General features: G+C 56.2%; 12 protein-coding genes. 7 read left to right on the forward strand and 5 right to left on the reverse strand.

The window, feature by feature from the left end; all coding sequences use genetic code 11:
- The first annotated feature begins 131 nt into the window (after positions 1-131).
- Positions 132-1,109 carry a porphobilinogen synthase gene (gene hemB / locus ACMGEE_RS00070; RefSeq protein ID WP_253460606.1) on the forward strand — a complete coding sequence of 326 codons (978 nt, stop codon included), beginning with the start codon at positions 132-134 and terminating at the stop codon, positions 1,107-1,109.
- 79 nt (positions 1,110-1,188) lie between these two features.
- Here the strand turns inward: hemB and ACMGEE_RS00075 are convergent, their stop codons facing one another.
- Entirely contained in the window at positions 1,189-2,073 is an 885-nt protein-coding gene (locus ACMGEE_RS00075) for a LysR family transcriptional regulator (protein WP_253461292.1), read from the reverse strand.
- A 276-nt stretch (positions 2,074-2,349) separates the two neighbouring features.
- On the opposite strand from ACMGEE_RS00075, the gene ACMGEE_RS00080 reads away from it, so the two are divergent.
- Positions 2,350-3,546: an MFS transporter gene (locus tag ACMGEE_RS00080; protein ID WP_253460609.1), complete on the forward strand. Its 1,197-nt coding sequence runs from the start codon at positions 2,350-2,352 to the stop codon at positions 3,544-3,546.
- Here the strand turns inward: ACMGEE_RS00080 and umuC are convergent.
- A complete protein-coding gene (gene umuC / locus ACMGEE_RS00085) occupies positions 3,519-4,781 on the reverse strand; it encodes a translesion error-prone DNA polymerase V subunit UmuC (RefSeq protein WP_436829447.1) in 1,263 nt (420 codons plus the stop codon). The two genes, ACMGEE_RS00080 and umuC, sit on opposite strands and share 28 nt — an antisense overlap.
- Positions 4,765-5,199 carry a translesion error-prone DNA polymerase V autoproteolytic subunit gene (gene umuD, locus ACMGEE_RS00090; RefSeq protein ID WP_253460616.1) on the reverse strand — a complete coding sequence of 145 codons (435 nt, stop codon included), beginning with the start codon at positions 5,197-5,199 and terminating at the stop codon, positions 4,765-4,767. Before umuD ends, umuC begins: the two co-directional genes overlap by 17 nt.
- 365 nt (positions 5,200-5,564) lie before the next feature.
- On the opposite strand from umuD, the gene ACMGEE_RS00095 reads away from it, so the two are divergent.
- Positions 5,565-6,257 (forward strand): DUF421 domain-containing protein, encoded by a 693-nt coding sequence (locus ACMGEE_RS00095; protein ID WP_253460619.1) that lies wholly within the window; start codon positions 5,565-5,567, stop codon positions 6,255-6,257.
- A 221-nt stretch (positions 6,258-6,478) separates the two neighbouring features.
- On the opposite strand, the gene ACMGEE_RS00100 is transcribed toward ACMGEE_RS00095, so the two are convergent.
- Together ACMGEE_RS00100 and ACMGEE_RS00105 are read right to left on the reverse strand one after the other, a co-directional pair.
- Complete coding sequence (locus ACMGEE_RS00100; RefSeq protein WP_301252243.1) at positions 6,479-7,363, reverse strand: ROK family protein; 885 nt, start codon at positions 7,361-7,363, stop codon at positions 6,479-6,481.
- 215 nt (positions 7,364-7,578) lie between these two features.
- A complete protein-coding gene (locus ACMGEE_RS00105) occupies positions 7,579-8,664 on the reverse strand; it encodes an aldo/keto reductase (protein ID WP_253460625.1) in 1,086 nt (361 codons plus the stop codon).
- A gap of 494 nt (positions 8,665-9,158) precedes the next feature.
- On the opposite strand from ACMGEE_RS00105, the gene ACMGEE_RS00110 reads away from it, so the two are divergent.
- From ACMGEE_RS00110 to ACMGEE_RS00125, 4 genes are all read left to right on the forward strand, one after another.
- Positions 9,159-10,073 carry a manganese catalase family protein gene (locus ACMGEE_RS00110; protein WP_253460628.1) on the forward strand — a complete coding sequence of 305 codons (915 nt, stop codon included), beginning with the start codon at positions 9,159-9,161 and terminating at the stop codon, positions 10,071-10,073.
- Positions 10,074-10,367: 294 nt separating this feature from the next.
- Entirely contained in the window at positions 10,368-10,616 is a 249-nt protein-coding gene (ycgZ, locus tag ACMGEE_RS00115; protein WP_253460631.1) for a regulatory protein YcgZ, read from the forward strand.
- Positions 10,617-10,731: 115 nt separating this feature from the next.
- Positions 10,732-10,983, forward strand: a complete 252-nt coding sequence (locus tag ACMGEE_RS00120; RefSeq protein WP_253460634.1) for a hypothetical protein — start codon at positions 10,732-10,734, stop codon at positions 10,981-10,983.
- A gap of 213 nt (positions 10,984-11,196) precedes the next feature.
- Positions 11,197-12,369, forward strand: a complete 1,173-nt coding sequence (locus ACMGEE_RS00125; RefSeq protein WP_253460637.1) for an HD-GYP domain-containing protein — start codon at positions 11,197-11,199, stop codon at positions 12,367-12,369.
- Positions 12,370-12,409: the final 40 nt, after the last annotated feature.

Below are 12,409 nucleotides of genomic sequence, written 5' to 3' on the forward strand. Positions count from 1 at the left end.
CTGTGCCGTTCGCCAGTGAAGAAAAGCGACAGACATTGTCAGAAAGCGCCTGTGGGTATACTGTTAACGGACTTTCTTTTTATCCCTGCGGCGCCTCTCTGCCGCTGACTATCTGCTAAACCGAGGTTGTTTTGTCGACTCTATCCCCAATTCTTCGTCCACGACGCCTGCGTCAAACGCCTTCCTTCCGCTCGCTGTTTCAGGAAACATCGCTCAGCATTAACGATCTGGCGCTGCCGATCTTTGTTGAAGAGGGTCTGGACGACTATAAAGCGATTCAGGCCATGCCTGGCGTGATGCGTATTCCGGAAAAACGTCTGGCCTATGAGATCGAGCGCATCGCGAAAGCGGGCATCCGTTCGGTAATGACCTTCGGCATCTCTCATCATACCGACGCCGACGGCAGCGATACCTGGCAGGAAAACGGGCTGGTTTCGCGCATGTCCCGTATCTGTAAAGAGACCGTCCCGGAAATGATCGTTATGTCCGATACCTGTTTTTGCGAATACACCTCGCACGGGCACTGCGGCGTGCTGCACGATCATGGCGTGGACAACGACGCCACGCTGATTAACCTGGGCAAGCAGGCGGTTGCCGCCGCGCGCGCGGGTGCCGACTTTATCGCGCCTTCCGCCGCGATGGATGGTCAGGTCGCGGCTATCCGCCACGCGCTGGATGAAGCGGGCTTTACCGATACGGCTATCATGTCCTACTCCACCAAGTTCGCCTCTTCCTTCTATGGCCCGTTCCGTGAAGCGGCAGGCACCTCGCTGAAGGGCGATCGCAAAACCTATCAGATGAACCCGATGAACCGCCGCGAAGCGATCCGCGAGTCGTTAATCGACCAGGCTGAAGGCGCGGACGCGCTGATGGTAAAACCAGCGGGTGCCTATCTGGATATCATCCGTGACGTGCGCGAACGTACCGAGCTGCCGCTGGCGGCCTACCAGGTCAGCGGCGAGTACGCAATGCTGAAGTTCGCCGCGCAGGCGGGGGCGATCAACGAGCGCGAAGTGGTGCTGGAAAGCCTGGGCGCCATCAAGCGTGCGGGCGCCGATCTGATCTTCAGCTACTTTGCGCTGGATCTGGCCGAGAAAAACCTGCTGTAACCGTAGCGCTTCATTTTAGCCACCAGGGTTAATCACCGGGCAGGACGGGTTTTGCCTGTTCTGCCCGGATAACCGCATCTCAGCGCGGCCCGCGATACCTGACCGCTTCCACAAAGGCGGAAAACGCCGAAGAAGTGTTGCGACGGTTGGGATAATAAAGATGAAATCCTTCAAACGTCGGGCACCAGTCCGCCAGTACCTCTACCAGCCGACCCGCCTCAATATGGGGTTTCGCCATAAAATCCGGGATGCAGGCCAGGCCGATACCGTCCAGCGCGCCGTTCAGGATATGAATATTGCTGTTGCACAACAGCGGGCCGTTGGCCTTGATATTCAGTTTTTTCCCGTCTTTTTCAAATTCCCAGGCGTAAATACTGCCGCCGACCGAATGCCGGATATTAATACAGCGATGGGCGGTCAGATCCTGCGGAACGACAGGGTGTGGATTGCGGCGGAAATAGTCCGGCGCGCCGACCACGGACAGACGCCAGTCCGGCCCGAGGCGCACGGCGATCATATCCCGGCTGATCGATTCGCCTAAACGAATACCGGCATCAAAACGCTCGCTGACAATATTGGTAAAGCCGTAATCAATGCAGATCTCTACGCTGATATCAGGATAGGTGTTGAAAAACGCGGGCAGTATCGGCCGCAGCAAATTTTCCGCCGCGTCGTCTGAGCAGGTGATGCGAATATTACCGGCAGGCGTATGGCGCAGCTCGCCAATGCTGTCAATTTCGCTGTTAATCTGATCGAAAAGCGGCCCAACCGACTGCAACAGACGCTCGCCGGCTTCGGTAGGCGCAACGTTGCGCGTGGTGCGCGCCAGCAGGCGCACGCCCAGCCGTTCTTCCAGATTGCGAATGGTATGGCTCAGCGCCGAAGGGCTGACGCCAAGACCGGCGGCGGCTTTGGTAAAGCTTTGCGCCCGGGCAACGGCCAGAAAGGCCACGATATCGTTCATAGTATCCACGCAGAATTGCTGATTAAATTTCACAAGCGCGTAAAAATTACCCCATCCGATCGCATTACTCTATCTCTTTTACCGCTTCGCCTGCCTGCGGCGCACAAAACTCCAAAGCCCTGCAGTGCCGCTCTTTATGCGTGCTCACGGGTCTTTGAGGCTTTGCGTTCGTTGATTGATGCAAAAAATTCACAATTACATGCGATTACGCCCGTCTAATCATTAACCCGGCCAGCGTGCAAAATAGCGCAAGTGTTAATAATATCGGAATCGTTCATGAATAGTGCTGTAGCGGAACAATCTCGTCATCACCCTGCCTGGGGCGCCGTCTTTTCGATGGCGCTTGGCGTAGTGGTGCTGATCGCCTCAGAATTTATGCCGGTCAGCCTGCTGACGCCCATCGCGCAGGGGTTAGGGATCAGTCAGGGCCATGCCGGACAGGCAATTTCCGTCAGCGGTTTTTTTGCCGTGCTCACCAGCCTGCTTAACACGCCGCTGACCGGGCGTTTCGATCGTAAAAAAGTGCTGATCGCCTTTACGCTGCTGCTGGCGCTTTCCGGGCTGACGGTAACCTTTTCGACCAATGGCCTGATGTTTATGGTCGGCAGGGCGCTGTTGGGGATCGCCATTGGCGGCTTCTGGTCGATGTCGACGGCGACGGTGATGCGCCTTGTGCCTGCTCACGCGGTAGCGAAGGGCCTGGCGCTGATCAACGGCGGTAACGCGCTGGCCGCTACCGTCGCCGCGCCGTTGGGCAGTTTTCTTGGGCAGTATATTGGCTGGCGCGGGGCGTTCTTTATGGTGGTGCCGCTGGCCGTTATCGCCTTTATCTGGCAATGGCGCAGCATTCCATCATTGCCCGGCAACGGCCGCAACAAAGCCGCCAACCCGCTGCGCCTGCTTGTTCGGCCGCCCGTGGCGCTGGGCATGGCGGGCATTATGTTTCTGTTTATGGGGCAGTTTGGCATTTTTACCTATCTGCGCCCGTTTATGGAAACCGTTACCGGCGCCAACGTCAACCAGCTCTCTTTGCTGCTGCTGTTGCTGGGCGGGGCGGGACTCATCGGCACCTGGCTTATCGGTACGCTGCTTGAGCGCCGCCTCTACGCTTATCTGATCGCCATTCCGCTCGGCATGGCGCTGCTGGCCGCCTTGCTGATCGCGCTGGGGCATTCTCTGCTGCTGACCGGCGTGCTGCTGGCGCTTTGGGGGCTGGTAGCGACGCCTGCGCCGGTGGCGTGGGGGCTGTGGCTAAGCCGCGCGCTGCCCGACGATGCCGAAGCGGGCGGCGGCCTGATGGTGGCGGTGATCCAGATGGCGATCACGCTTGGCGCGGGGCTGGGCGGCCTGCTGTTTGACGCGGCCGGCTGGTGGAGTCCGTTCGCCTTCGGCCTGGCGCTGCTGGTGCTGTCGGCGCTGTTTGCCGGGCTGGCCCGTCGCTGGTTTTACTTCGCCGTCGGCAAATCGCTGTAGCGCGTGGTCCAGGCGGGAGAGAGCATCTCCCGCTTCATCGACCAGCTTTTCTCAATGCCCTGGCCGGCAAACCAGACTTTCCCTTTGCCGGAGCTGTTCAGCGTATCAATGGCGGTCATTAACGCCGCGCTGTTGGCCTTCGGCTGCGTTTCGGCAAACAGATCCAGCTGCGCCACGCCTTCGCTGTAAAAATCGCTCAGCATCACGCCCGCTTTGATATAGCGTTCGCCTTCGCGCCAGATACGGTCCAGCGCCTCGGTCGACACCCGAATAATATCGCGCGTATCGTTCGAGGGCAGCAGCAGCCTGCCGGAGGCCTGGTTGTTATAGCCGGTGCCGTTGTCGTCGTGCGGGCTGGTGCGGATAAAAACGCTGATAAAGCGGCAATATTGTTTCTCGCCGCGCAGCTTTTCCGCCGCGCGTTCGGCCCAGGCGCAGATCGCCTGATGCATATCCTGATAGTCGGTGACGCGGTGCCCGAAAGAGCGGCTACAGACGATCTGCTGTTTAGCGGGTGCCATTTCCTCTAACGCCAGGCAGGATTCGCCGCGCAGCTCGCGCACCGTTCTCTCCATCACCACGCTGAAGTGCTTGCGGAGGGTGGGGACGGAACTGTCGGCCAGATCCAGCGCGTTTTTAATGCCCATCAGCTGCAAACGCTTGCCGACGCGACGGCCAATGCCCCAGACTTCTTCAACCGGCACCAGCGGCAGCAGCCTGCGCTGGCGCGCCGGATCGGAGAGATCGACCACGCCGCCGGTTTTGCTCCACTTCTTCGCCGCATAGTTAGCAAGCTTGGCCAGCGTTTTGGTTGGCGCGATGCCGACGCCGACCGTCAGGCCGGTAGCTTTCAGCACCTGCTGCCGGATGTCGCGGCCAAAATCCTCCAGCGAGAGACAGTTGCTGACGCCGGTCAGATCCAGAAAAGCCTCGTCAATAGAATAAATTTCGCTCGCAGGCGCCAGCTCGCCAAGCAGGGTCATCACCCGATGGCTGAGATCGGCATACAGCGCATAGTTTGAGCTGAAAACCTGCACCTGCTGACGCTGGAGATCCTGTTTAATTTTAAAATAAGGTTCGCCCATTTTAATGCCCAGCGCTTTTGCCTCGGCCGATCGGGAAATAATACAGCCGTCGTTGTTGGAAACGACCACCACCGGCCTGCCGCGCAAATCGGGACGGAACACCGTTTCGCAGGAGGTATAAAAACTGTTGACGTCAACCAGCGCGAACATTTTTGGTGGATTTCAGAATAAAAGTGACCACGCCAAAAATTTCCAGCTCTTCCGCATCGTGAAACGTAATCGGAGAATAGTGACGATTGCGCGGCATCAGCTGTAAAAAAGGGCGGAGGCGTAGCTCTTTAACGGTAAATTCACCGGCCACGGCCGCTACCACGATATCGCCATGCTCTGCGGTCAGCGAACGATCCACCACCAGCAGATCGTCATGGCCGATCCCGGCCTCAATCATCGAGTCGCCGCTTACTTTGATAAAATAGGTGGCGCTGGGATGACGCAGCACCAGCTTATTCAAATCCAGACGGTCCTCAATATAATCCTGGGCCGGACTGGGAAAGCCGCAGGGTACGCGCTCAATAAACAGCGGTAAAAAAAGATCTTCCATAATTTCAGCAGGGGAAATCGGCTGCATAATGCTTATTCCGGTTTAACTGTGTTTATATACAGTATCGCTGAATGCGGGCGGCAGGCAAGGCATTGATCGGAACTTTCCGGCAACAGATTGTAATAACAGGAATTTATTCGCTTTTTCTTAAAGGTGCGTCCCCGGTTAATAAAGCAGCTTATACTGCAGCGGGAATAATAGTTGCGCCGGAGCAGAAGGATAAGAGCCGCTTATTTCTTTTTTGCGCTAAGTAAAATCCAGCGTGGATGCAGGGCCACCAGCCTCGTTTTATGCATCTTAATAATGGCTTTCTGCGCAGGAAAATGTCATAAAATATCAACTTTTCCACTGACGCCTTATCATTTTTTTCTTTGGGATAATCACGCACGCTTATGTTTTCTTTCGACTGGCACCGCTTTTTCTTGAACGATCTTTCCATTACTTTTTTAGGCGAGGTCGCGGTTCGGGTACTCTTCGCCTACATCGTTGTTTTTCTCTTTCTGAAAGTTTCCGGCAGGCGCGGCATTCGCCAGCTGTCGCTGTTTGAGCTGGTGATTATCCTGACGTTGGGATCGGCCTCAGGAGACGTCACTTTTTATGATGATGTGCCTGTGCTGCCGGTCGCGATGGTCTTCCTGGTGCTGCTGGTACTTTATCGCTTCACGACTTTTCTGACCGCACGCAGCTCACGGGTCGCCCGATGGGTGGAGGGCGAAGTGATCACACTGATTCAGGACGGCCTGTATGTGCTGGACAGCCTGGACGGGCTGAACATTTCTGAAGACGAATTCTTTATGGAGCTGCGGCAGGAGGGCGTGGAGCATCTGGGTCAGATCCGGCTGGCGCTGATCGAGCTGGACGGCGATATCAGCGCCTATTACTACGATCGCGAAGAAGTGCGGCCGGGCCTTTCCGTGCTGCCGCCTCAACATCGGCAGGATTATACCTGCGTGCCCGCAGATGGCCTCTACGCCTGCAACCATTGCGGAGAAACGCAGCGGCTACAGGCGCAGCAGCAGCTGAGTTGCCCCCGCTGCCAGCGCAATCTCTGGTCGCTGGCGCTGACCACCCAACGAGCGCGCTAGCGAGGCTGGCGTAGCCAGCATAACGGCAGGCTGCCCAACGAGTGCTGACAGGGTTATTGGTATAGCCTTGCCAATGGCGCCCGCGGGCCGCCTGACAAGCGCGTCAGCGATGTTGCTGGGCTTAGCCTTGCCGTTGGCGCCTGTGGATTGCCTGACAAGCGCGCCAGCGATGTTGCTGGGCTTAGCCTTGCCAATGGCGCCCGTGCGCGTTGATACGCCTGTCAGCCGTGGGTATCGCGCTGGTTACTTTGCAGGAAGTGCCAGGCCGCGCCTAACATCCCGGAATCGTTGCCGAAGGTGGCCGTATCCACAGGGATGGTTTTACCGAACCAGGCCAGATGAAACTTCACCTCCTCCAGAAAATCCTCGCGCTCGGTGATGCCGCCGCCCAGAAAAATGCATTCGGGATCGAATACGTTCGCCAGGTTATAAATGCCGGCGCACAGATCCTGATAAAAGGTGGTGACCAGCCTGGTGGCGACCGGCTCTTTATTATCCCAGCCGGAAAAAACGTCTTTGCCGCTGACCTCGTCCACATCACGCCCGCTGTGCAGCGCATAGCTTTTGCGCAGCGCGGTCATCGTACAGTTGTCGCCCATCGTATAGTGGCTGACGCTGCCGCCAGCGGGACGCGCCACCAGCAGGCAGCCGAACTCGCCGGCGCGATCCTGCTTGCCTCGTACCAGCGCGTCGTTGCAGAAGGCCGCGCCGCCCAGCCCGGTGCCGATGGTGATCATCAAAAAATCGGACATATTGCGTGCTTTACCCAGCCAGCGTTCGGCCAGCAGGGCGCAGTGCGCGTCGTTTTCCACGGTGGCGGGCAGGGAGGTTTTTTCCGTCAGCCATTTACTCAGGTGGAAATCATCAAATGCCCTGACCGTGCCGCCCATCGACACAAACCCGTTGTGCGGATCGACATAGCCCGGCACGCTAACGGCAATGCCTTCGCAGCCAGGGTTTTTTTCCAGCCAGTCCAGGATAGCGCCCAGAATAGCCTCGCGCGATCCTTCGTTATCCGCTTTATCACTGGCCAGAATGTCGCCTTTATCCGTTACAACGCCCATTTTTAACGAGGTACCGCCAATATCAAATACGGCAAGTTTCATATCCTTCTCCTTTTGTTTTTTTATCAGTATAGCCGCAGACCAATTGCGCCGTTGCGTTGTGCGGACAGCGATAACAAAAGTGCGGCGGCCTGTTTTTTATTACGGGCGAGGCTACGGATTAAGGCGGAATATAAAGGCAGGTGAACAAGATATAAAAGGGCCAACGATAAACGCGAAAACGAACCCGTCAGCCGGGTTCGTTAGCCGCAAAAAGATTATTTACGGTCGAGATCTTTCCGTTCTTCCAGCGTTTGCTGATACTCATCCAGAAAAACTTTTTCCGCAGGATCCAGTCTGTCCATGCCGCTGGTGAAACGGTGCCAGTACGGATAGCGCGGCGCAGGACGCGTCGCCTGCTCAATACGTTTGATCTGCGCTTCGCTCAGCGTCAGCTCCGCTGCGGCCAGGTTGTCCTGTAAATGCTGTTCGGTGCGGTTGCCAACAATCAGCGACGTGATGCCCGGACGCGTCAGCAGCCAGGCCAGGCAGACCCGCGCGGTCGATACATTATGCTCTTTGCCCACTTCGGTCAGCACGTCGATAACCCGGTAAGCGTGCTCCATATCGTGCACGTAGGGTTCCGGCCAGCCGTTGCCCTGACGGGAGGTCGCTGGCGTTTTCACGTTGCGCTGTACGGTGCCGGTCAGCAGACCTTCGCCCATCGGCCCCCAAATTAGCGTGCCGATATTCTGATCCAGCGCCATCGGCAGCAGCTCGAACTCCGCCTCGCGCGACTCCGGCGTGTAGTAAATCTGCTGGCTTACCGGCTTCAGCAGATGATTCACCTCGGCGCAGCCCAGCGTTTTCATCATCTGCCAGCCGGTATAGTTCGAGGTGCCGAAATAGCGGATTTTGCCGCTTTTCACCAGATCTTCCAGCGCGCGCAGCGTCTCTTCCACCGGCGTCACGCCGTCCCAGTTATGGATCTGATAGAGATCGATATGATCCGTTTTCAGACGCTTTAAGCTGTTCTCGCAGGACTTAATCAGATGAAAGCGTGTGGCGCCGCTGTCGTTAGGATCGTCGCTCATCGGGCTGCGGGCTTTCGTGGCCAGGATAACGCGCTGACGATTGCCACCCAGCGCCTCGCCCAGCGTTTCTTCCGCCCCGCCTTTGGAATAAAGGTCGGCCGTGTCCACGGTATTGACGCCTCGTTCCAGCGCTATCTCAATAAAACGGCGGGCCTGGCGAACATCGACGTTGCCGGTTTTTTCAAAGCCGGCCTGGCCGTTAAAGGTTAACGTCCCGAGCGTCAGCTCAGAAACCATCAGGCCGGAATGGCCCAGTTTTCTGTACTTCATTGCTTTCTCCTCACTATGAAAACCCGAGGGCAAGCATAGACCACAAAAAACGAGACCAGGCCGCGCGGGTACAAATGCAGATTATTCAGGTGTTTTATTCCGGCCAACACGAAATAAGAAATCCCATACGGCAGCAATCATCGCTGCGTAATTCGCATGGCAATCTTAATGATAATTATTTCGCTAAGACGGCGGGTTAAAACAGCTATTTAGCCTGGCAGGACGCAATTCTGTTTTTCCCTGGTCGTAATTAACACCCCAGGACTAATCTTATTCGTTTTACTTTCCGCTCAGATACCTTGCAGGGGAAAAAAGTAAACTATGCTTTAAACGAGGTTTTTAAACCTGAATAGTGACGTTGAATATCCTCAAGCAGAAATACCCCATGTAATCTATTTCTGCCGCCATAACTCAGGTATGAAAACCAGCAATAAAGAGCGGAGAGATCTGCCGCAGAGCAGATTGCCGGAAGCCTTTTCTGACTGGAGTGAGCTATGTTCAGACACGTAAAAAAATTGCAGTATACCGTTCGCGTTGCCGAGCCAAATCCCGGACTGGCTAACCTGCTGCTGGAACAGTTCGGCGGGCCACAGGGCGAGCTGGCCGCGGCCTGCCGCTACTTTACCCAGGGCCTGTCGGACGAAGACGAAGGCCGTCGCGATATGCTGATGGATATTGCCACCGAAGAGCTGAGCCACCTGGAAATTATCGGTTCGCTGGTCGGGATGCTGAACAAAGGCGCCAAAGGCAAGCTGGCCGAAGGCACGGAAGAAGAGGGCGAGCTGTACCGCTCCATCACCGGCAACGGTAATGACAGCCACCTGACGTCGATTCTTTACGGCGGCGGCCCGGCGCTGACAAACTCCGGCGGCGTGCCGTGGACGGCAGCCTATATCGATACCATCGGCGAACCTACAGCCGATCTGCGCTCTAATATCGCCGCCGAAGCGCGCGCTAAAATCCTCTATGAGCGCCTGATTAACGTAACGGACGATCCGGGCGTTAAGGATGCGTTAGGCTTTCTGATGACCCGCGAAGTTGCGCATCAGATCTCTTTTGAAAAGGCGCTTTATTCCATTCGTAATAACTTCCCGGTCGGCAAGCTGCCGCCTATCGAGCAGTACTCAAACGTTTATTACAATATGTCAGAAGGCGGCGAGGTGCGTGGAAGCTGGAACTCGGACGAAAACTTCACTTACGTAGCCGATCCGGCACCGGCAGTAGATGGCGGTGACGGTTATGCCAGCATCACGCTGCCGTCCGATCAGAAAACCGAGCTGGATAATCTGGCGTTGCGTACCGCTTCCGATACCACGGTGAACCCGGTCACCGGCACCGATCTTGGCGCATCAGGGCCAATCGAAAACGAAACCGTAGGCAAATCTGCAGTAAACGTACCGAAAAAATAAGGCGTCATCGCGGGGAGACAGCCGTTCTCCCCCGTTTTTACTCTTGGTTGTACAAGTTTGCGCTTAAGCCTGTTATTTCCTGTTTTTGTTATAACCGGCTAAATATTTTGAGAAAAGGTTGTTAGTTATTAACTAAAATGTGACCAAATAACGCCTTTTATGTCTCAAAAAAGCATTTTTTGCAAAAAAAATCCGCCCCAGACTTTTAAGATACTGTACATTAATTGAAAAGCTGTACAGGGTAGAAACGTTACCCCCTTCGGGCATTCTTTCACCTGCTTAAGAGGATCCATTATGCGTCAGGATAATTTCAACACACAAACCGCGGACATGAGCCTCTACTTCGGCGCCCATGACGCTGCTGTACCTTCTCATCAGGAAACGCTGGGTGAGGTAGTGATGGAGATTTTAAAATCCGGCATGACGGTTAATCGCCAGTCAATCTGTGCAAAACTGCTGAGCCGCCTGGCCGATGTCAGTGAGCCCGACCTCGAAAAACATCATCACGAACTGATTGCTATGCTGTTCGGTCGCGAAAGCTAAACGCCCGCGTAGCCCACCGCTCGTTCGACCTGCTTTTTCTTTCCGCGTGGGTTCAGGCGTTCCGTCCTGCCACGCGGAAAGCGATCCACGCGGCAGACAAGCCAGAGAAGTTTCCATGGACCATCGCCATTCTGAAAAATTACGGGATCTGATGCTGGGAGAAGCCACGCTGGCGCTTCTTGAGCAGCAGCGCCCGCTTAATCTTGCCTCGCTTATTAATGAACTGCGCGCGCTGGCTGCCCGACAAACGGATGAAGAGCACCGCAAAGCCTGCCTTGCCGCTATCAGAGAGCTTCGCCATGCTCAGGTCAGCGCCGGTGAAGCCCTGAATCGCCGTTCCGCCAGCGACGACAACGTTATTCACTAATCTTCCCGAAGCCGACCTCCGTACGGCGTAATGCCTTCTTCGCCTTCCAGCCTGAAAACGACTTACCTTTTCAGGCTGGCGAACAGCCTGCCCCGGGCAATGTAAATAAATCGAAAAAAGCAAAATAAGCGGCGACAATGGCTGAAGGTTTTTTTCGTGCCGCCGATACCTGTGCAGATTGGAGGAAAAGGCAGGAGGGGCAGGAGGGGGGAAATGATAATAAGAATTCAGATACACGAGTTGCGCACCGGCATGTACGTGCACAAGCTGGAAGTTTTCTGGCTGAAGCATCCCCTCGTGCGTAACCATATGCTGCTTACCACGCAGCAGCAGATTGACGTCATCGTGGAAAGCGGCATAAAAGAAGTCTGGATCGATCTGGAGAAAGGGCGTGGCCCGGACAGTCAGGATCCGCTTCACGAACAGCTTGCCCTGCCCAGGGTATCGGGTATCCATGAAGAGATCGCGCAGGCGCAGGCGATCTGCTTGCATGCCAAAGGCGAAGTGATGAGCATGTTCAACGATGCGCGCCTCGGTAAAACGATTGATACCCGCAGCACGCTGCCGCTGGTGGACGAAATCGGCGGTTCCCTCAGCCGCCATCCGGCCGCGCTGCTGAGCGTAGTGCGGCTGAAAACGCACGATGATTATACCTACCTGCACTCCGTGGCGGTCTGCGCGCTGATGGTATCACTCGCCCGCCAGCTTAACCTCAATGATGAACAGACGCGCCTGGCAGGCACGGCCGGCCTGCTGCACGATGTCGGCAAGGCGGGCGTATCGCTGGAGATCCTCAACAAGCCCGGCAAGCTCACGGACGATGAGTTCGATGTGATGAAACAGCATCCGGTCATGGGCGAGGATCTGCTGCGCCGCAGCGGTGAAAACGAAGCGGTGCTGGACGTGGCGCTGCATCATCATGAAAAAATCAACGGCAGCGGCTACCCGCACGGCCTGAAAGGCAAAGATATCTCCCAGCTGGCGCGCATGGCGGCGATTTGCGACGTCTATGACGCCGTCACCTCCAATCGTCCTTATAAAGCGGGCTGGAATCCGGCCAGCGCGATGCACCAGATGGCCAGCTGGGAAGGGCACTTCGATCGCAAAATCTTTTACGCCTTTGTGAAAGCCGTCGGCATCTATCCGGTCGGCTCAATCGTGCGTCTGGCTTCCGGTCGCGTGGCCGTGGTGATTGAACCGGGCGAAAGCTCGCTGCTGCTGCCCAGGGTTTGCGTGTTCTATTCGCTTTCCGCCAATCATATGCTGCGGCCGGAAGTAATCGATCTGGCCGATCGCTACTGTTGGGACAGTATTGCCGGGCCGGAAGAGGCGGAGACCTGGAGCCATTACAACCTGAATACGCTGTGGATGTCGCCCGTCGCCTGACGGGCAGGAACAACAGCGCGCTAACATTTCAACACCAACT

Origin of the sequence: Erwinia artemisiae (genome assembly GCF_051400835.1) — a bacterium.
Taxonomy (GTDB): Bacteria; Pseudomonadota; Gammaproteobacteria; order Enterobacterales; family Enterobacteriaceae; genus Erwinia; species Erwinia aeris.

What these genes read in the sequence shown, in the direction of transcription:
- ACMGEE_RS00075 (WP_253461292.1), bottom strand. Translation starts at nt 2,073, where the DNA reads ATGAACGATATCGTGGCCTTTCTGGCCGTTGCCCGGGCGCAAAGCTTT.
- ACMGEE_RS00080 (WP_253460609.1), top strand. Translation starts at nt 2,350, where the DNA reads ATGAATAGTGCTGTAGCGGAACAATCTCGTCATCACCCTGCCTGGGGC.
- umuC (WP_436829447.1), bottom strand. Translation starts at nt 4,781, where the DNA reads ATGTTCGCGCTGGTTGACGTCAACAGTTTTTATACCTCCTGCGAAACG.
- umuD (WP_253460616.1), bottom strand. Translation starts at nt 5,199, where the DNA reads ATGCAGCCGATTTCCCCTGCTGAAATTATGGAAGATCTTTTTTTACCG.
- ACMGEE_RS00095 (WP_253460619.1), top strand. Translation starts at nt 5,565, where the DNA reads ATGTTTTCTTTCGACTGGCACCGCTTTTTCTTGAACGATCTTTCCATT.
- ACMGEE_RS00100 (WP_301252243.1), bottom strand. Translation starts at nt 7,363, where the DNA reads ATGAAACTTGCCGTATTTGATATTGGCGGTACCTCGTTAAAAATGGGC.
- ACMGEE_RS00105 (WP_253460625.1), bottom strand. Translation starts at nt 8,664, where the DNA reads ATGAAGTACAGAAAACTGGGCCATTCCGGCCTGATGGTTTCTGAGCTG.
- ACMGEE_RS00110 (WP_253460628.1), top strand. Translation starts at nt 9,159, where the DNA reads ATGTTCAGACACGTAAAAAAATTGCAGTATACCGTTCGCGTTGCCGAG.
- ycgZ (WP_253460631.1), top strand. Translation starts at nt 10,368, where the DNA reads ATGCGTCAGGATAATTTCAACACACAAACCGCGGACATGAGCCTCTAC.
- ACMGEE_RS00120 (WP_253460634.1), top strand. Translation starts at nt 10,732, where the DNA reads ATGGACCATCGCCATTCTGAAAAATTACGGGATCTGATGCTGGGAGAA.
- ACMGEE_RS00125 (WP_253460637.1), top strand. Translation starts at nt 11,197, where the DNA reads ATGATAATAAGAATTCAGATACACGAGTTGCGCACCGGCATGTACGTG.